Raw genomic sequence first — 19729 nt, 5'->3', positions numbered from 1 at the left:
CCGTTCGGCAGCAACTACTCCGCACTCAGCGACCGGGCTGGGCCCGACCGTCAGGCGCGCAGCGCCCGGAGCTCCTCCCGGCGCACGGCCTGGAGCACCGGGTCCGGCACGGGCAGCGACGCCAGGAGCTGCTTGGTGTACACGTGCTGCGGCGCGCCCAGCACCTCGGCCGACGTGCCCTCCTCGACGAGCAGGCCCCGGTAGAGCACCGCGATCCGGTCGGCGAGCAGGTCCACGACCGCGAGGTCGTGGCTGATGAACAGGCACGCGAACCCGAGGTCGCGCTGGAGCTCGGCGAACAGGTCGAGCACGCGCGCCTGGACGGACACGTCGAGCGCCGACGTGGGCTCGTCCGCGACCAGGAGCTCGGGGTCGAGCGCGAGCGCCCGGGCCAGGCTCGCGCGCTGGCGCTGCCCGCCGCTCAGCTCGTGCGGGTACCGGTCGCCGTACGAGCGCGGGAGCTGGACCGACTCGAGCAGCTCGTCGACCCGTCCGCGCGCGTCGCCCGCGTCGGCGGCCCGCCCGTGCACCACGAGCGGCTCGGCCACGCACTCGGCGATCGTGAGCAGCGGGTTGAAGCTCGACGCGGGGTCCTGGAAGACGAACCCGATGCGCGGCCGCACGGGCCGCACGTCGCGCTCACGCGCTCCTCGCATCTCGACGCCCAGCACCGACAGCGACCCGCCCGTCACGGGCGTGAGCCCGCCGATGGCCCGGCCGATGGTCGTCTTGCCCGAGCCCGACTCCCCCACGAGCCCCAGCACCTCGCCCGGCCGGATCGACAGGTCCACGCCGTCGACGGCGACGAACGCGGGCTTGCGGAAGCGGCCCGGGTACTCGATCCGCAGTCCCTGAGCCACGACCACGGGCGCACCCTCGGCCCAGCCGTCGGCGCGCGCCTGGACCCGCGCGGCGGCGTTGACCACCCCGCCGCCCACGCGCGGCACGGCCTCGAGCAAGGACCGCGTGTACTCGGCCTGCGGGTCCTCGAACAGCGACCGGACGTCCGCCTGCTCGACGACCTTGCCCTGGTACATCACGGCCACACGGTCCGCGAGGTCCGCGACGACGCCCATGTTGTGCGTGATGAGCACGATCGCGGTCCCGAACTCGTCGCGGCAGCGCCGCAGCAGGTCGAGGATCTCGGCCTGCACGGTCACGTCGAGCGCGGTCGTCGGCTCGTCGGCGACGATCAGCCCGGGGTCGAGCGCGAGCGCCATCGCGATCACGACGCGCTGCTTCTGCCCGCCCGAGAACTGGTGCGGGTACTTGTCCACCGCCGTCTCGGGGTCGGGGAGGCCGACCCGGCGCAGCACGTCGATCGCCTGTCGGCGACCTTCCGCGCGCCGCACGCGCCGGTGCGCGCGCAACCCCTCGACGATCTGCCACCCCACGGTGAAGACCGGGTTGAGCGCGGCCGACGGCTCCTGGAAGACCATCGCGACGTCCGTGCCGCGCACGGCCCGCAGCTGGGACCGGCTCAGCGCGACGACGTCGGACTCGCTCGTCCCCGCCTTGTTCGCCAGCACGACGGCGCCCCTCGCCGTCGCGGTCTCCGGCAGCAGGCCGAGGATCGTCTTGGCGGTCACGGTCTTCCCGCTGCCGCTCTCGCCCACGACCGCGAGCACCTCGCCCGGGGCAACCTCGAGATCGACCCCGTCGACCGCGAGGATCGGACCGGCGTCGGTCGCGAACGAGACCGTGAGGTCCCGGACGGTGACGACCGCACCCGAGGTGCGTGACGTCGTCGGGCGTGAAGCCTGTGCGGGTGCCGAACCCGGCACCGCGTCCTGCTGCGCGCTCACGGGCGCACCTCGATTCCCTCGTCGCCCAGCGTCCCCGAACCTTCCAACCCGCCCAGCCCCGCGGGGCCGGCCGCGAGCGTGCCGCCCGGCACGACCGAGGTCTCCGCGACCTCGCCCGCCCCGACCGCGGCCGCCCGGCGGCTGCGCAGGCGCGGGTCCGCGAGGTCGTTGAGGCTCTCGCCCACGAGCGTGATGCCCAGGACCGCGAGCACGATCGCGAGGCCCGGGAAGAGCGCGGTCCACCAGATGCCGCTCGTGACGTCGGACAGGGACTTGTTGAGGTCGTAGCCCCACTCGGCCGCGGCCGTCGGCTCGATGCCGAAGCCCAGGAACCCGAGCCCCGCGAGCGTGAGGATCGCCTCGGACGCGTTGAGCGTCACGATGAGCGGCAGCGTGCGCGTCGCGTTGCGCAGCACGTGCCGCCCCATGATCCGGCGGTGCGGCGTGCCGATCACGCGCGCCGAGTCGATGAACGCCTCGGCCTTGATCCGCACGGTCTCCGCGCGGATCACGCGGAAGTACTGCGGGATGAAGACCACGGTGATCGAGAACGCGGCCGCGAGGATGCCGCCCCACAGGTCCGACTGACCGCCGCTGATGACGATCGCGAGCAGGATCGCGAGGAGCAGCGACGGGAACGCGTAGACCGCGTCGCACACGACCACGAGCACGCGGTCGAGCCAGCCCCCGAAGTACCCCGAGACCAGGCCCAGCAGGACACCGATCACGATCGACGCCGCGATCGCGACCACGATCACGAGAGCGGCGGTGCGCGTCCCCCAGATCACCCGGGACAGGACGTCGTACCCGCCGACGGTCGTACCGAGCAGGTGCTCGGCCGACGGCGGCTGCTGCGCCCCGAACAGCACGTCGCCGCTGCGGAGCTGGCTGAACCCGTACGGCGCGAGCCACGGCGCGGCCAGTGCCGTGAGCAGGAAGAGCGCCGTGACGACCAGGCCCGCGACGAGCATCCCGCGCTGGAGGCCCACGCTCTGACGGAGCTGGTGGACCACGGGCAGACGGCCCCAGGAGAGTCGGCGTGCCATGTCAGTACCTCACCCTCGGGTCGATGAACGCCGCGAGGACGTCCACGAGGAAGTTCGTGACCGCGACGATCACGGCCAGCAGGACGACGATCCCCTGGACCGCGACGAAGTCCCGGGCCTGGAGGTACTGCGCGAGCATGAACCCGAGGCCCTTCCACTCGAACGTCGTCTCGGTCAGGACCGCCCCGGCCAGGAGGAGGGCGATCTGCATGCCCATGACGGTGATGATCGGGATGAGCGCGGGCCGCCACGCGTGCGTGCGCACCAGCCGGTGCTCGGACACCCCGCGCGAGCGTGCCGCGTCGACGTAGTCGGTCGCGAGGGTCCCGATGACGTTGGTGCGCACGAGGCGCAGGAACACCCCGGCCGTCAGCAGGCCCAGGGCGACGCCCGGCAGGACCGCGTGCATCAGCACGTCGCCCAGGACAGCAGGGTCGCCCGTGCGGATCGCGTCGACGACGTAGAAGCCCGACGGGTCGGGCAGGGCCATCATCTGCAGCTCGGCTCCCGTGGACGCGCGCCCCGCGACGGGGAACCATCCGAGACCCACCGAGAAGACGAGCTTGAGCAGCAGGCCCGCGAAGAACACGGGCGTCGCGTAGCAGAGGATCGCGAAGACGCGCAGGAACGCGTCGGGGATCCGGTCGCGGTGGTGCGCGGCGAGGAGCCCGAGAGGCACGCCGACCAGGAACGCGATGATCAGGGCGTAGACCGCGAGCTCGAGCGTCGCGGCGCCGTAGGTCGCGAGGACCTCGGACACCGGACGGTTGTCGCTGATCGTGGTGCCGAAGTCGCCGCGCACGATCCCGCCCAGGTACTCGAGGTACTGGACGATGATCGGGCGGTCGTAGCCGGCCTCGTGGATGCGCTCGGCGAGCTGGTCGGCGCGCAGGCGCCCGCCGAGCGCGGCCGTGATGGGGTCGCCGGTCGAGCGCATGACGACGAACACGGTCGTCACGAGGATGAAGACGGTCGGGATGATGAGGAGGAACCGGACCAGGACGTACCGTCCCAGCCCACCCCCTCCGGACGTCTTCTTCCGCGGGGAGGTGGAGCGGGAGGTCCCGGTGCCCGGCGGGTCGGCCGTGGTCACCTGGTCGGTCGTCGTGGTCATGTCGTCCGTTCGTCGTGGTCCGAGCCGCGCTGCTCGGTGGCCTGCGGTGCTGCTGCGCGGGCTCGGGCGTGCCGAGCCGGCTGGGCTCGGGGTGGTCGGGACGTCATCGGCCCGACCACCCCGAGCGCCCGTGGGATCAGCCCTTCGAGAGCGCGCCGTAACGGAACTTGAAGGACGCGTCGAGCGTCTTCTCGGTCCCCTCGACACCGGTGCCCACGACGGCGACCTGCGCGCCCTGGAGGTAGGGGACGGTCGAGAGGTCCTCGGCGACCTTGTTCTGGATGTCCTCGATGAGTGCCGTGCGGGCCGCCGGGTCGGGCGTGGCGGCCTGCTGGAGGATCAGGTCGTTGACCTCCTGGTCGTCGTAGTGGTTCGCGAGGAAGTTCTCCTGGAGGAAGAACGGCGTGAGGTAGTTGTCGGCGTCGGAGTAGTCCGGGAACCAGCCGAGCTGGTACGCCGGGTACACGTCGGCCGTGCGGTCCTTGGCGTACTGGACCCACTCGGTCGTCTGCAGGTTGACCGTGAACAGGCCGCTCTCCTCGAGCTGGTCCTTGATGAGCGCGTACTCCTCACCGGAGGACGGACCGTAGTGGTCGTTGCTGTACTGCAGGTCGAGCACGACGGGCACCGTGACCCCGGCCGCCTCGAGGGCCGCCTTGGCCTTGTCGGCGTCAGGTCCGCCCTGGCCGTCGCCGTAGAGCTCCTTGAGCGGCTCGACCGCTCCGGTCAGGCCCGCGGGGACGTACGAGTACAGCGGCGTGTAGGTGCCCTTGTAGACCTGGCTCGCGATGGCCTCGCGGTCGATCAGGTCCGCGACCGCCTGGCGCACGGCGAGGGCCTTGGCCGGGTCCGCGCCGTCGGCCGTGGCACCGTAGGGCTGGGAGTCGAAGTTGAACGTGATGTAGCGGATCTCTCCGCCGGGGCCGTCGACGACCTTGACCTTGTCGTTGCCCCGCAGGTCGTCGATGTCGGTCGCGGACAGGCTGCGGAAGGCGACGTCGATGTTGCCCTCCTGGATGTCGAGCTTGAGGTTCGACGCGTCGGCGTAGTACTTGGTGTTGACCGTGGCAGTCGCGGCCTTGCCGAGCACGCCCTGGTAGTCGGGGTTGGCCTCGTAGGAGATGAGGTTGTTGAAGTCGTACTTCGCGATCGAGTACTGGCCCGCGAACGCCTTGCCCGCGACGATGTCGGCGTCCGGCGTCAGGGCGTCGGCCGCGAACACGTCCTCGTCGACGATGGGGCCGGCCGGGCTGGACAGGATCTGCGGGAACACCTGGTCGTCGGGCGACGTGAGCGTGAAGACGACGGTCGTGTCGTCGGGCGCGGCGACGCTCGCCAGGTTGTAGAGCAGCGAGGCGGGCCCGTTCTCGTCGTTGATCGCGACCTGGCGGTCGAACGTGAACTTCACGTCGGAGGACGTGAGGTCGTTGCCGTTGGCGAACTTCAGGCCCGGCTTGAGCTTCACGGTGTACTCGGTGGGGCCGGTGAACTCGGCGGACTCCGCGATGTCGGGCTCGACGTCGGGGCTGCCGTAGGGGGTGTTCAGGAGGAACGGGAACACCTGGTTCATGACCGCGAAGGACCCGTTGTCGTAGGAGCCGGCCGGGTCGAGCGTCGTGACCTTGTCGGTCGTGCCGATGGTCAGGGCGCCGCCGGCGCTCGCGCCGCCGCCCCCGTCGTCGTCGTTCCCGCCGCTGCCGCACGCCGTGAGCGTGAGCGTCACGACGGCGATGCCCGCCGTTGCGGCGAGGAGCCGCTTCCTGGAAACGGTCGTCATCCGTCACACCTCTTCTTCGGGGTCGTGAGGTGGGTGCGCGGTGGCGCTCCCACGACCTGGCGCTGTGACCAAGGTGCGTGATGTCTAACACACCGTTGTTTCGGTCGAGCACCCGCGAAGGGCGAGATGGTGCGGTTCCGGTGATGTTGTTACCGGGTCGTAACTCCAGCCTCCACATGGTGAGACAGGTCACACGGGTGAAGTTACCCAGGAGTACGTTCCGGTGCGTCACGGTCGTTTCGCGGCGCGGCGCGTCGTGGTGGCAGCGCTGTCATCGCGCCTCTCACCGAGGGGGCGTCCCCTGCCCGGCGCCGGAGCCCGGCTCGCGCGGCCAGGTCACCCCGTCCGGGTCGTCGGCAGGTTCCGGACCGTCGGCGGAAACCGGGTCGTCGGCCCGTGCGTCGACCGCCCGCTCGGTACCGGCCTCGGTGCCCGCACCGGTACCGGCCCCGGCGACGGGCCCACCCGACACCGCAGCCCCGTCCTCGATCACGAGCCCGTCTCCCGGCCCGGCCACCTCGCCCGGGACCTCCCTGCCCGGGGCGAGCTCCGCCGTCGGGCCGGAGGGTTGCACCTCGCCCGGGACCGGAGCGGGCGCCGCCGTCGCCTCCGCGACCACCGGGGCCGACGGCCCCGCACCCAGGACCGACCCGCCCGTGACGACCACTCCCGCGGCGACCGCCTGCGCACGCAGGTCGGCGAGCTCGCGCGCGACCGAACGCACCCCGAAGCCCGAGACCACGTGGATCGCCCCCGCGACGAACGCGTAGAGGCCGAACACGACGACCGTCAGGCTCAGGACGTCGCCCGCGTCGACCGGTCGGGTGACGAGCAGCAGGCCGAACAACGCCGACACGATGCCGGACGTCAGCATCCACGGCCACCCCAGGTCACGGTTGCGCACGAGCCCCGCCGCCCCCACGACGGCCACGACCCCCAGGACCAGGACCCACACGACCAGGACGTAGTAGAGCGCCGTCGCGCTGAGGTCGGGCCAGAACGAGATCGCGACCCCGAAGAGCACGTCGACGACCGCCTGGGCGAGCCACCACCGCCAGCCCACCTGCTTGCGGTGGGCCAGGCCCTGGGCCGCGACGAGGACCGCGTCCGCGACGAGGAAGATCCCGAACACCCAGCGCAACGTCTCGAGCGCCTCGAGCGGCTGGATCATGAGCAGCAGCCCCAGGACCACCAGGAGCACCCCGCGCACCACCGGGAGCCACCAGACGTTCTTGAACGCGTGGGGAGGCTCGGCGACCCCGACGGCCGCCCGCTCCCTGCGCCTGCTCCGGACCATGAGCCACCACCGTTCGCGTCGTGCGCCGAGCCCCTGAGCGCGGACGTCCATGACACCTCGTCGTCGCAGGTCAGGTGGGAGCGCTACCTGGGTTCATGGTGCTGGAGGTTGGTCACACTCGCGCGCCGAAGCACCCCCGGCACCGGGAGCAAGCGGGCAAATCACCCGTCCGAAAGTGGCGTAATACCGCGCCTCCTGGGGCCTCCCGCCCTAGACTCGCAAGCATGTCTGCGCGCGCTCACGACCCGGCCGGTCCTCCGGCGACGGCCGGGCCGCGCCCGCAGGTGCACGAGGTCGGATCGCGCGCGAACCCCGAGCCCCCAGCGCCCGACCCCCGCTCGTTCCGCGCCTTCCTCACGACGCCGCGCCCGGTCGGGGACGGCACCGACCCGACCGTCATGATCGTCGACACCCCCGAGTCCCGCGTTCGCCACCCCAGCGACCTCGTCGGGATCGTGCTGTGCGCCCTGGGAATCGCACTGGTCATGTTCATGTCCGTGTACGCGCACGGCACCACGGCGGGCGTCGCCGAGGACGTCCAGGGCTTCTCCGACCTCCTCGCCCGGATCCTCTTCATCCCCGTCGCGGTCCTCGAAGGGCTCGTGACCCTCGCGATCCCCACGGCCGTCCTCATCGAGCTGGGCATCCGCAAGCTCGGGCGCCAGGTCGTCGAGTCGATCGCCGCCGCCGCGCTGGGCATGGTCCTGGGCATCGCGCTGACCTACTCCGTCATGATGTTCGGGTCCGACGACCTGATCCAAGGGCTCTCCGTCCGCATCCGGGGCGAGTGGCAGCTCAGCATCCCCGGCTACGTCGCCGCGATCAGCGGACTCCTCACCGCAGCGGGTCCCCGCACGCGACGCCGGACGGTCGCCTGGTCCTGGAACCTGCTGTTCATCGCGCTCGGCGTCGTCCTCATCACGGCCCAGGTCTCGCTGCCCGGCGCGATCATCACGCTCCTGCTCGGCCGCATCGCGGGCAACACGGTCCGGTGGGTGTCCGGCGTCCGCAGCGAGCGCGCCTACGGTCCGCACCTGGTCGACGGCGTCCGCCGGGCCGGCTACTCGCCCACCGCCCTCGTGCGCGTGCGCGACGTGTCCCAGCCCGCCGAGCTGGCCGAGGCCGCCGAGGACCCCATCACCGAGGTCAACTCCGACGGCGAGATCACGGCCGAGGTCCACGTCGGCGTCGTGCGCATCGCGGGTTCCGACGAGGACTCGGCCCTGACCGCCGACGCGCGCCTCACGGGCGACCACCTGTCCGGCGCGCTGGGCCAGGGCATCAGCGAGCCCGCCGAGGCGCCGTCGGACCCCGCCGCGATCGCCCTCGCCCGCTCCGGGGACAACCGCGTCTACGCGATGTTCACCGAGGACGGTGTGCGCCGCGACGTCGTCGTGCTCGACGGCGACCGGCAGGTCGTCGGCTTCCTCACCCGGCTGTGGCGCTCGCTGCGCCTGCGCGGCATCGAGGGCCGCGCCGCGATCTCGCTCAAGGCCGTGGCCGAACGCACCGCGCTGCTCGCCTACGCGGCCCGCGCCGCAGGCGTCCGCACGCCGCGCCTGCTCGGCGTCGCCGAGTCCGACGACTCGATGATCCTCGTGCAGGAGCACGCGGTGGGTGCCGTCTCGCTGCGCGACCTGCCCGACGACGAGGTCACCGACGCCGTCCTGACCGAAGCCTGGCACCAGATCCAGCTCGCGCACGACGCCGGCCTCTCGCACCGCGCCCTGACCTCCGACGTCATGCTCGTGAGCCGCGGCGAACCGGGCGGGGCAGCGACGCACCCCGCCGGGAGCAGCACCGCGACGACGTCGGTCGACCTGCGCCCCGACGACGAGACCGGCCCCGACGACTCCGAGGTCAAGGTCTGGCTGACGGGCTGGGAGCAGGGCGACATCGCGTCCTCCGAGCTCTCGCGCCGCATGGACCTCACGCAGATGGTCGCGCTGCTCGCACTGCGGGTGGGGGCCGAGCGCGCCGTGGCCTCGGCCGTGAGCGTGCTGCCGGGCGAGGACATCGCAGCGATCGGTCCGCTCCTGCAGTCGATCGCCCTGCCCGTGAGCACGCGTGAGGAGATGCGGGCCAACAAGGAGCTCTTCAAGGACCTGCGTGCCGCGCTCGTCGAGCGGCTCCCCGAGACCGACGTCGAGCCCCAGCGCATCACGCGCTTCGGGGCGCGGACGATCATCACGCTGACCCTGACGATCGTCGCGGTGACCGTGGTCGTCACGACCATGAACTTCCAGCAGATCGCCGACGCGGTGTCGACGGCGAACCCGTGGTGGGCCGTCATCTCGTTCGCGCTGGGCGTCCTCACCTGGTTCGGCGCGGCCCTGACCTTCGTGGCCTTCTCGCCCGTGAAGCTGCCCATGCTGCGCGCGACGCTCACGCAGATGGCCGGGTCGTTCGTGGCCCTCGCGGCACCGGCCGGGATCGGACCGGCCGCCCTGAACCTGCGCATGCTCACCAAGCGCGGCGTGTCGACCCCCATGGCCGTCGCGACCGTGGCCCTGGTCCAGGTGTCGCAGTTCGTCGTCACGATCCTGCTGCTGGTCGTCCTGTCGATGACGGCTCGTTCCGGCGGCCTCATCAAGCTGCCCTCGACCACCGTGCTGCTCGCGATCACGGGCGTCGCGCTCGCGATCATCGCGACCCTGCTCGTCCCCGCGGTCCGGCGCTGGGTGCTCGCCAAGATCCGGCCGACCGTCCAGCAGGTCTGGCCCCGCCTGTCCGAGATGCTCAGCCAGCCGGGACGCCTGGCCCTCGGCTTCGGCGGGAACATCGTCATGACGCTCGGCTACGTGCTCGCGTTCGACGCGGCCCTCGCGGCGTTCGGCCAGGAGCTCGCGCTCGTCGACGTGGCCGTGATCTACCTGGTCGGCAACGCGGCGGGCGCAGCCGTCCCGACACCTGGCGGTCTGGGCACGATCGAGATCGCCCTGACCGCCGGGCTGACCGCCGCGGGGATCCCGCCCGCGATCGCGACGTCCGCGACGATCCTCTTCCGTGTCGCGACCTACTGGGCCCGTATCCCGATCGGCTGGGGCGCGATGCGGTTCCTGCAGCGCAAGGGCGACCTCTAGGCGGTCGCCGCGCGCACCGGGCCGTCGCGGCACGCACCGGGCGGCACGGTCGACGCGTCCTCGCGGTCGTCGACCTCACCCCTGCAGCACCACCGCCGACCCCTGCCCCCCGCCGCCGCACAGGGCCGCCGCGCCCACGGCGTCGCCGCCGAGCGCCGCGAGCCGCCGCGCCAGGTGACCCACGATCCGAGCGCCCGACGCCCCGATGGGGTGCCCGAGCGCGATCGCACCGCCGTTCGCGTCGACGATCGCCGGGTCGACGCCCAGCAGGTCCGTCGACGCGAGGGCCACCGCGGCGAACGCCTCGTTGATCTCGATCGCGGACAGCTCGTCGATCGCGAGACCGGCGCGCCCGCAGGCGGCGAGGATCGCGTTCGCGGGCTGCGCGTGCAGCGAGACGTCGGGCCCGGCGACGAGCGCGTGCCCGAGGAGCCGTGCGCCGCTCAGCCCGCGCCGCGCGGCCTCCTCGTCGCTCACGAGCACGAGGGCCGCGGCGCCGTCGGAGATCTGCGAGGCGTTCCCGGCCGTGATCGTGCCGTCCTCGCGGAAGGCGGGGCGGAGCCGTGCGAGGACCTCGACCGTGGTGTCGGCGCGCACGCCGTCGTCCGCGTCGACGAGCCGGCCCCCGCGCCCGGGCGTCTGGAAGGGCGCGATCTCGCCCCGCAGGAAGTCCGCGGCTGCGGCGGCCCGCGCGTGCGACGAAGCCGCGAACGCGTCCTGCGCCTCCCGGCCGATCGCGAGCCCCTCGCCGTGCCGCTCGGTGCTGAGCCCCATCGACTCCCGCTCGAACGCGTCGCGCAGCCCGTCGTGCGCGAGCGTGTCCACGAGCGTCACGTCCCCGAACTTCTGGCCCGCGCGCGACCCGACCCACGCGTGCGGTGCGAGGCTCATGGACTCCTGCCCCACGGCCACGACGACCTGCGCCTCGCCCGCGGCGATCAGCCGGTGCGCCTGCACCACGGCCTCCATGCCCGACAGGCACACCGCGTTGAGCGTCATCGCGGGCACCGAATAGGGCACGCCCGCACCGACGGCGGCCTGCCGGGCGGGGTTCTGGCCGGCCCCGCCCTGGAGCACCTGCCCGGCGAGGACGAGCTCGACGTCGTCGGGCGTGATGCCCGCGTCCGCGAGCGCCGCACCCAGCGCGTGAGCCCCCAGGACCGCGGCGGGCACGGTCGCGAAGGCCCCGTTGAAGCGCACGAACGGGGTGCGCGCGTACCCCACGACGACGGTCATGACTCCTCCTGTCCTGCCGGGGCGGTGGCCCCCGCGTTCTCCAGCCCGACGACGTAGCTCGCCTCGGTCGCGTCGCGTACCTCGTCGAGGGTCACGTCGGGCGCGACGGCGCGCAGCACGAGACGCCGCCCCGGGTTGTCAGAACCAGCGTGACCTGGAGTCCCCGCTGGTTCTGACACGTCGCCGGGCAGGACGTCGAAGACCGCACGGTCCGTGATGATGCGGTCCACCACGCCCTCGCCCGTGAGGGGCAGCGCACACTCGTGCCGGAGCTTGGGCGACCCGTCGCGCGCGACGTGGTCCATGAGCACGACGATCCGGGGTGTGCCCGCGACGAGGTCCATGGCCCCGCCCATGCCCTTGACGAGCTTCCCGGGCACGGTCCAGTTGGCCAGGTCCCCCGTCTCGGAGACCTCCAGGGCCCCGAGGATCGCGATGTCGACGTGCCCGCCGCGGATCATGGCGAACGACGTCGCGGAGTCGAAGTAGCTCGCTCCCGGCAGGGCCGTGACGGTCTGCTTGCCCGCGTTGATCAGGTCGGCGTCCTCGTCGCCCTCGACCGGGAACGGCCCGATGCCCAGCATCCCGTTCTCGCTCTGCAGCGTGATCGAGACGCCGGGCGGCAGGTGGTTCGCGACGAGCGTGGGGATGCCGATCCCGAGGTTGACGTAGTCGCCGTCGCGCAGCTCGGCCGCGGCGATCGCGGCCATCTCGTCCCGGTCCCAGGGCATGTCAGGCGTCCTTTCCTGCGGGGGTCGGCGCGCCGACCCCGACGGCGCGCGGCCGCACCGTGCGCTGCTCGATGTCCTTGACCCGCGCCCGCGCGGGCACGAGCCGGTCGACGAAGATCCCGGGCGTGACGACGACGTCGGGGTCGAGGGGCTGGTCCAGGAGGATCTCGGCCTCGACGACCGTGACGCGCCCGGCGGTCGCGACGAGCGGGTTGAAGTTGCGGGCCGTGAACCGGTAGGTGAGGTTGCCGTAGGGGTCGGCGCGGTGCGCGTGCACCAGGGCGAGGTCGGCGACGATGCCGCGTTCGAGGACGTAGCGGCGCCCGTCGAACTCCTCGACGGGCTTGCCCTCGGCGACCGGGGTCCCCACGCCCGTGGCGGTGTAGAACGCGGGGATGCCCGCGCCCCCCGCGCGCAGCCGCTCGGCGAGCGTGCCCTGCGGCACGAACTCGACCTCGAGGTCGCCGTCGAGGTACCGCTGCGCGAACAGCTTGTTCTCCCCGACGTACGACGACAGGACCTTGTCGACCTGGTCGCTCTCGAGCAGCAGCCCGAGCCCCTTGCCGTCGACGCCCATGTTGTTGGACACGACGGTCAGCCCGCGCACGCCCGAGTCGCGCACGGCCTCGATGAGGTCGGACGGGATGCCGCACAGGCCGAACCCGCCGACCGCGATCGTCATGCCGTCGTGCAGCAGACCGTCGAGGGCCGTGGCCGCGTCGGGATGCTGCGTGACGCCGGGTGCGCGCGGGGCCGTCCCGGGGGCCGGGGCGCCGTCGCTCACCGGCCGGGTTCCGTCGGTCGTCATGTCGGCCTGCTTCCTGTGCGGAGGGCTCGGGGGGCGGTGCGGTCGGTCGTGCCGCCGGGGCGGGCGGTCCCGGACGTGGTGGCGTCGGCCGCCCGTGCCCGTCGCAGCACGGCCTCGGCGTGCCGCAGCGAGGGGCCGTCGATCATCACGCCGTCGTGCACGAACACGCCGTCGTGCTCCTGCGCGGCGGCGAGCAGCGCGCGGGCGGACGTGACGGCGCCCGGCGGGGGTGCGTACGCGGACCGGATGACGGGGACGTGCGAGGGGTGGATGCACGCGGTCGCGGCGAAGCCGACGGCCGCGGCGTCGAGCGCCTCGTCGCGCAGGCCGTCGAGGTCGTCGATCGCGAGGTGCACCGCGTCGATCGCGGCGACGCCCGCCGCCCCCGCGGCGAGCAGCACGGCGGACCGGGCGGCGCGCGCGACGTCGCGGTAGGTCCCGTCGGGGTACCGGCTCGACGTCCCGCCGAGCGACGCGACCAGGTCGTCGGCGCCCCACATCAGTGCGACGACCCCCTGCCGCCGGGCCAGCTCGGGGGCGGCCAGGACGCCCGCGGCCGTCTCGCACAGCGCCACGACGCGCAGCCCGCCGAGGTCGCGCGGCAGCCGCTCGTCGGCCTTGGGGACCATGACGGTCCGGTAGGGGGTGCGCACGAGCGCGGCCAGGTCGGCCTCGTGCTCCGGGGTCCCGACCGCGTTGACCCGCACGATCGTCCGCGCCGGGTCGAGGGGCTCGGCGAGCAGCGCGTCGCGCGCCGCAGCCTTGCCGGCCGGTGCGACGGCGTCCTCGAGGTCGAGGATCACGGCGTCGGCGCGGTCCGCGGCCTTGCGGTACCGGTCGGGCCGGTCGGCGGGGCAGAAGAGGAGCGCGGGCCCCAGGTCGAAGGTCGTCACGGTGCACCGCCCTGCCCGACGGCGGAGCGCGCCGCCGCGGCCGCCTCCCCTGACGCGCGGCTCTCGGGTGCGTCGGCCCCGTGCGCGAACGCTCCCCGTGGGTGCCCGCCCGACGACGACGCGGGGTGGGCGCCGTCGTCGGGCGTGGCGGTGAGGGGTGGCCCCGCGGACCCGCTCCCCCGCGCCGCGCGGCCCGCGACGGACTCCTCGTGACCGGTACGCGTCCACACGAGCGTCGACCGCACGGCCCGCGCCACGAGCACGCCGTCCTGGTTGTGCCCGCGATGCTCGAACGTCACGACGCCCTGCCCGGGCCGCGACGCGGACGGCCGCTTCTCCAGGACGACCGTCGAGGAGTACAGGGTGTCGCCGTGGAACACCGGGTGCGGGAACGCGACCTCGGAGAAGCCGAGGTTCGCGACGATCGTGCCCTGCGTGAGCTGTGCGACCGAGGCCCCGACGAGCGTCGAGAGCGTGAGCATCGAGTTGACCAGGCGCTGCCCGAAGGGCTGGTCGGCGGCCCAGGCCGCGTCGAGGTGGAGCGACTGGGTGTTCATGGTCAGCGTCGTGAACAGCACGTTGTCGGCCTCGGTCAGCGTGCGTCCCGGGCTGTGGACGTAGCGGACCTCGGTCTCGAGCTCGTCGTAGTAGAGCCCGCGCTGCGCGATCTCCCGCATCCTGCACTCCTTCCTCGTGGCAATCGTCGGAGAACGTCCGGTCGAGAACGAGGTTGCGGTCGTTCTGGCCGGTACATCTACATCAGCCTCGTTCTCGACCGCGCGGAACCTCGTTCTCGACCGCGGCCTAGGCCGTGAGGCCCAGCCCGCGCGCGATGATCATGAGCTGCACCTCGGACGTCCCCTCCCCGATCTCGAGCACCTTGGAGTCCCGGTAGTGGCGCGCGACCGGGTTCTCGTTGAGGAACCCGTAGCCGCCGAAGATCTGCGCCGCGTCACGCGCGTTGGCCATGGCCGCCTCGCTGCCCACGAGCTTCGCGATCGACGCCTCGACCTTGAACGGCGCGTCGTTGGCGAGCCTCGACGCCGCGTCGTAGTAGCAGAGTCGCGCCTGGTGGACACGGGTCGCCATGCGCGAGAGCGTGAACGCGATGTGCTGGTTCGAGCCGATGTCCCGGCCGAACACGTTGCGCGTCCGCGCGTACCGCAGCGCCTCCTCCAAGCACCCCTGGGCGGCGCCCGTCGCGAGCGCCGCGAACGCGATGCGCCCCTCGTCGAGAGCGCGCAGGAAGTTCGCGTACCCGCGGCCCAGCTCGCCCAGGAGGTTCTCAGCGGGGACCCGGACGTCCTCGAACGTCAGGGGGTGCGTGTCCGACGTGTGCCACCCGACCTTGTCGTACGACGGCCCGACCGTGAACCCGGCCGTCCCGGACGGCACCAGGATCGACGACAGCTCCTTCTTCACGGTCCCGTCGTCGCGCACCTCCTCCGCCGTGACCGCGGTGACCGTGACGACGCTCGTGATGGGCGTCCCGGAGTTGGTGATGAACTGCTTGCTGCCGTCGATGACCCACACGCTGCCGCCGTCCGGTCCGGGCTCGTGCCGCGCCGTCGTGCGCGTCGCGCCCGCGTCGGAGCCCGCCTCGGCCTCGGTCAGCCCGAACGCGGCGAGCGCCCGCCCCGTGACGAGGTCCGGCAGCCACCGCTCGCGCTGCTCCGCGGTCCCGTGCCGCACGATCGGCATGATCCCCAGCCCCACACCGGCCTCGAGCGTCACCGCGATGCTCTGGTCGACGCGGGCGAGTGCCTCGACCGCGAGGCACAGCGACAGGTAGTCCTTGCCCTGGCCGCCGTGCTCGACGGGGAACGGCAGGCCGAAGAGCCCCAGGTCGCCCATCTCGCGGATGATGTCGAGCGGCAGGCGACGCTCGGTGTCGTACCGGTAGGCGGCGGGCGCGACGACGGTGTCCGCGAACTCGCGCACGGTGTCGCTGAGCTTGCGCTGCTCGTCGGTCAGCTCGGTGTTCATGACGCTCCTGGGGTGTGGGAGGGGACGGGGACGGCCGGGATGTCGGCCTCGGGTCGTGGCATCGGGGACGGGCCGGGCGGGTCCGCCAGGTCGTCGGGTGCTGGCGCGGCGTCCGACGCGACCACCGCGACGGGCCCGTCCGCCGGGACGGGAGCGACGTCGTCGGGCGCCCGTTCGACGCGGGCGACGACCTCGTCGCGGCGCACCAGGTCGCCCGGGCGGGCCGTGAGCCGCACGACGCCCGCATGCGGGGCCCTCAGCGCGTGCTCCATCTTCATGGCCTCGACGACCACGAGGACGGCGCCCGCGTCGACGCTCTCCCCGTCCGCGACGGAGACCGCGACGACCGTCCCGGGCATGCCCGCGCGGACGTCGGGGCTCGTGGGTCCGTCAGGGTGCACCGTGCGCCCGCGCGCGGCCGCGTCGAGCCGCTCGGTGCGCGTCGGGACCGCGACCTGGACGACGCGGCCCGCGCGAGAGAGCCACACGCTGCCGTCGGCACCGGTCGCGAGGTGCACGGTCTCGCTCCTGCCCTCCGCGGTGAACCGCCACGCGTGTCCCGCGGCCGGGGTCAGTGCGGCCCGCCGGGCCGTCCCGGGCCGTGGGCCCTCGTCCACGTGCACGACGGCGTCGCTCACGTCTCCCGCGACGGTCACCTCGTGGGGATCGTCCGGGGCGACGTGCAGCACGACCCGGTGGGGGCGTGGCGAGGCGTTGAGCCGCCAGCCGTCGCGGGCGCCCCACGCGCCGGGCACGCCCCGTGGACGCCCGGCGAGCACGAAGAGCGCCACCACCGCGAGGTCCTCCTCGGTCGCGGTCCCCGAGGGCACTCCCCCCGCCGCCACGAACCGCTCGATCAGGCCCGTGTCGAGGTCGCCCGACCGGACGTCCGGGTCCCCGAGGAGCGCCCGCAGGAAGCCGATGTTGGTGTCGACCCCCAGGACGAGCGTCTCCGCGAGCAGGCGGTCGAGCCGGTCGAGCGCCTGGGCGCGGTCGGCGCCGTGCGCGACGGCCTTCGCGAGCAGCGGGTCGTAGTCGCCCCCGACGCGCAGACCCTCGGTGAGGCTGCTGTCGAGACGCCACCCGGCGCCGTCGGGCTCGGTGAGCGCGAGGACCTCGCCCGTCGCGGGCAGGAACCCGCGCGCCGGGGACTCGGCGTAGACCCGGGCCTCGATCGCGTGGCCCCGCAGCACGACGTCCTCCTGCGCGAACCTGAGCGGCTCGCCGGCCGCGACGCGGAGCTGGGCCTCGACCAGGTCCAGGCCCGTGACCATCTCGGTCACGGGGTGCTCGACCTGCAGGCGCGTGTTCATCTCGATGAAGTAGAAGGTGGTCGGCTCGGCGGCCGGCACGAGGAACTCGACCGTCCCGGCGCCCTCGTAGTCGACGCTGCGCGCGACCTCGCACGCGGCCGCCCCGATGCGCTCGCGCGTCGCGGCGTCGAGCAGCGGCGACGGCGCCTCCTCGACGACCTTCTGGTGGCGCCGCTGGAGCGAGCACTCACGCTCCCCCAGGTGCACGACGGCGCCGCGCGAGTCCGCGAGCACCTGCACCTCGATGTGGCGCGGCCGGGCGACCAGGCGCTCGACGAGCAGCGTGCCGTCGCCGAACGACCGGGTCGCGACGCGGCGGGCGCTCGCGAGCGCGGCCGGGAGGTCGTCGGCCGACGTCACGACCTGCATGCCCTTGCCGCCGCCGCCCGCCGAAGGCTTGACCAGCAGCGGGAAGCCGACGTCGCGCGCAGCCCGCGCGAGGGCCTCGTCGTCGAGCGCCCGGCCCGTCCCGGGGTCGCGGCCCGTGCTGCCCGGCACGACCGGGACCCCGCGCGCCGCGACGATCTCCTTGGCCGTGATCTTGTCGGCCATGGCCTCGAGCGCCGCGACGCCCGGACCGACGAACACGATGCCCGCGTCCGCGCAGGCCCGCGCGAGCTCGGGGTTCTCCGACAGGAAGCCGTAGCCGGGGTGGATCGCGTCGGCGCCCGTCGCGCGGGCCGCGTCGAGGATCGCGGGCACGTTCAGGTAGGACTCGGCAGCAGGGGCCGGGCCGATCCGCACCGCGACGTCGGCGAGGGAGACGTGGCGCGCGCCGGCGTCGGCGTCGCTGTGGACCGCGACCGAGCGGATGCCGAGGCGCCGCAGCGTGGCGATGACGCGGCACGCGATCTCGCCGCGGTTGGCGACGAGGACGGTGCCGAAGGGCCGCGTGCTCGGGTTGTCAGAACGAGCGTGACCTGGGGTGCTCGCTGGTTCTGACAACAGCGGGGTGGTGGGCGGGGAGGCAGCAGGCACGGTGTCCATGGCCCTCACATCCTGAAGAGCCCGAAGCGCGGGCCCTCGGTCGGGGCCAACGGCGTGCGGGCGCACACGTCGAGCGCGAGTCCCAGCACGCGGCGCGTGTCGGCGGGGTCGATGACGCCGTCGTCCCAGAGCCGGGCCGTGGCGTAGTACGGGTCGCCCTGCTCCTCGTAGCGCGCACGGATGTCCTCGCGGAAGGCGGCCTCGTCGTCGGGCGCCCACTGCTCGCCGCGCGCCGCGAGCTGGTCGGCCTTGACCGTCGCGAGCACCGACGCGGCCTGCGGGCCGCCCATGACCGAGATCCGGCTCGCGGGCCACGACCACAGGAAGCGCGGCGAGTAGGCGCGCCCGCACATCGAGTAGTTGCCCGCCCCGAACGACCCGCCGACCACGACGGTCAGCTTGGGCACGCGCGTCGTCGCGACGGCCGTGACCATCTTGGCGCCGTCCTTGGCGATGCCCCCGGCCTCGGCGTCGGTGCCGACCATGAACCCCGAGATGTTCTGCAGGAACACGAGCGGGATGCCGCGCTGGTCGCACAGCTCGACGAAGTGCGCGCCCTTGAGCGCCGACGGGCTGAACAGGACCCCGTTGTTCGCGACGATCCCCACGGGGTGCCCGTGCAGGTGCGCGAACCCCGTGACCAGGGTGTCGCCGTACTCGCGCTTGAACTCGTGGAACACGCTGCCGTCGACGAGCCGCGCGACGATCTCGCGCGCGTCGTAGGGCGCCTGGACGTCGACCGGCACCGCGCCGTACAGACTCTCGCCCGGCCCGCCGGGCTCGTCCTGCCCGACGACGGGCGGGACGCTCTCGTCGACCGCCCATGCTGGCGCGGGGTCCGGCGGGAGCGTCGAGACGATGCGTCGCACGATCGCGAGCGCGTGCTCGTCGTCCTCCGCCAGGTGGTCGGTGACGCCCGAGCGGCGCGCGTGCAGGTCGCCGCCACCCAGCTCCTCGGCCGTGACGACCTCGCCGATCGCGGCCTTCACGAGCGGCGGGCCGCCCAGGAAGATCGTGCCCTGGTTCCGCACGATCACGGTCTCGTCGCTCATCGCGGGCACGTACGCGCCGCCCGCGGTGCACGAGCCCAGGACGGCTGCGATCTGCGGGACGCCCGCGGCCGAGAGCCGGGCCTGGTGGTAGAAGATCCGGCCGAAGTGGTCGCGGTCGGGGAACACCTCGGCCTGGAGCGGCAGGAACGCGCCGCCCGAGTCGACCAGGTAGATACACGGCAGCCGGTTCTCGAGCGCGATCTCCTGGGCCCGCAGGTGCTTCTTGACCGTGAGCGGGTGGTACGTGCCGCCCTTCACGGTCGCGTCGTTGCACACGACCAGCACCTGGCGCCCCTCGACGACCCCGATCCCCGCGATCACACCCGCCCCGGGCCACTCGCCGCCCAGCATCCCCTCGGCCGCGAGCGGCGCGATCTCCAGGAACGGGCTGCCCTCGTCGAGCAGGTGCTCGACGCGCTCGCGCGGCAGCAGCTTGCCGCGCGCGACGTGCCGGGCCCGCGACGGCTCGGGGCCGCCGAGCGCGGCACGGGCCGTGCGCTCGCGCAGCCCGGCGACGAGCGCGCGCTGGGCTGCGTCATCGGCCCGGGCCGTGGTGGAGGCCGGGTCGACCGTCGTCCCCAGGACGTCGCCGACGCCTGGG

General features: G+C 73.4%; 13 protein-coding genes and 1 pseudogene. 1 reads left to right on the top strand and 13 read right to left on the bottom strand.

The genetic code is table 11. From position 1 onward, the window contains the following. Positions 1-50: 50 nt before the first annotated feature. From JOD49_RS12635 to JOD49_RS12615, 5 genes are all read right to left on the bottom strand, one after another. Positions 51-1784: a dipeptide ABC transporter ATP-binding protein gene (locus JOD49_RS12635; RefSeq protein ID WP_205308962.1), complete on the bottom strand. Its 1734-nt coding sequence runs from the start codon at positions 1782-1784 to the stop codon at positions 51-53. Between the two features lie 17 nt (positions 1785-1801). Continuing rightward, positions 1802-2851 (bottom strand): ABC transporter permease, encoded by a 1050-nt coding sequence (locus JOD49_RS12630; RefSeq protein ID WP_205307491.1) that lies wholly within the window; start codon positions 2849-2851, stop codon positions 1802-1804. A 1-nt stretch (position 2852) separates the two neighbouring features. Continuing rightward, complete coding sequence (locus JOD49_RS12625) at positions 2853-3965, bottom strand: ABC transporter permease (RefSeq protein ID WP_205307490.1); 1113 nt, start codon at positions 3963-3965, stop codon at positions 2853-2855. A gap of 136 nt (positions 3966-4101) precedes the next feature. Continuing rightward, positions 4102-5742 carry an ABC transporter substrate-binding protein gene (locus JOD49_RS12620; RefSeq protein ID WP_205307489.1) on the bottom strand — a complete coding sequence of 547 codons (1641 nt, stop codon included), beginning with the start codon at positions 5740-5742 and terminating at the stop codon, positions 4102-4104. A 283-nt stretch (positions 5743-6025) separates the two neighbouring features. After that, on the bottom strand, positions 6026-7090 hold the full coding sequence (locus JOD49_RS12615) for an HdeD family acid-resistance protein (protein WP_205307488.1): 1065 nt from the start codon (positions 7088-7090) through the stop codon (positions 6026-6028). 173 nt (positions 7091-7263) lie between these two features. Between JOD49_RS12615 and JOD49_RS12610 the strand changes: the two genes are divergently transcribed. Next, the gene (locus tag JOD49_RS12610; protein WP_239525206.1) at positions 7264-10122 is read left to right on the top strand and encodes a lysylphosphatidylglycerol synthase transmembrane domain-containing protein; all 2859 of its coding nucleotides are present in this window, start codon (positions 7264-7266) and stop codon (positions 10120-10122) included. A 75-nt stretch (positions 10123-10197) separates the two neighbouring features. Here JOD49_RS12610 and JOD49_RS12605 read toward each other — a convergent pair whose 3' ends face one another. The 8 genes and pseudogenes from JOD49_RS12605 to JOD49_RS12570 all read right to left on the bottom strand — a co-directional run bounded on the left by JOD49_RS12605 (position 10198) and on the right by JOD49_RS12570 (position 19710). Continuing rightward, positions 10198-11358, bottom strand: coding sequence for an acetyl-CoA C-acyltransferase (locus JOD49_RS12605; protein WP_205307487.1), 1161 nt, complete (start codon positions 11356-11358; stop codon positions 10198-10200). Next, positions 11355-12089 carry a 3-oxoacid CoA-transferase subunit B gene (locus JOD49_RS12600; protein ID WP_205307486.1) on the bottom strand — a complete coding sequence of 245 codons (735 nt, stop codon included), beginning with the start codon at positions 12087-12089 and terminating at the stop codon, positions 11355-11357. Before JOD49_RS12600 ends, JOD49_RS12605 begins: the two co-directional genes overlap by 4 nt. A gap of 1 nt (position 12090) precedes the next feature. Next, on the bottom strand, positions 12091-12771 hold the full coding sequence (locus JOD49_RS12595) for a CoA transferase subunit A (RefSeq protein WP_239526369.1): 681 nt from the start codon (positions 12769-12771) through the stop codon (positions 12091-12093). Between the two features lie 122 nt (positions 12772-12893). Further along, positions 12894-13790: an HpcH/HpaI aldolase/citrate lyase family protein gene (locus JOD49_RS12590; RefSeq protein ID WP_205307484.1), complete on the bottom strand. Its 897-nt coding sequence runs from the start codon at positions 13788-13790 to the stop codon at positions 12894-12896. Between the two features lie 188 nt (positions 13791-13978). Next, a pseudogene (locus tag JOD49_RS12585) lies at positions 13979-14467 on the bottom strand (MaoC family dehydratase); the annotation flags it as partial. 127 nt (positions 14468-14594) lie between these two features. Then, positions 14595-15776 carry an acyl-CoA dehydrogenase family protein gene (locus JOD49_RS12580; RefSeq protein WP_205307482.1) on the bottom strand — a complete coding sequence of 394 codons (1182 nt, stop codon included), beginning with the start codon at positions 15774-15776 and terminating at the stop codon, positions 14595-14597. Continuing rightward, positions 15773-18076 carry an ATP-binding protein gene (locus JOD49_RS12575; RefSeq protein ID WP_205307481.1) on the bottom strand — a complete coding sequence of 768 codons (2304 nt, stop codon included), beginning with the start codon at positions 18074-18076 and terminating at the stop codon, positions 15773-15775. Before JOD49_RS12575 ends, JOD49_RS12580 begins: the two co-directional genes overlap by 4 nt. Before the next feature lie 5 nt (positions 18077-18081). Then, positions 18082-19710 carry a carboxyl transferase domain-containing protein gene (locus tag JOD49_RS12570; protein ID WP_205308960.1) on the bottom strand — a complete coding sequence of 543 codons (1629 nt, stop codon included), beginning with the start codon at positions 19708-19710 and terminating at the stop codon, positions 18082-18084. Between the last annotated feature and the right edge of the window lie 19 nt (positions 19711-19729).

Origin of the sequence: Oerskovia jenensis (assembly GCF_016907235.1) — a bacterium.
Classification (GTDB): Bacteria; Actinomycetota; Actinomycetes; order Actinomycetales; family Cellulomonadaceae; genus Oerskovia; species Oerskovia jenensis.
The sequence above is the reverse complement of the archived record's forward strand: the minus strand, read 5'-3'. Positions and strand labels throughout refer to the sequence as shown.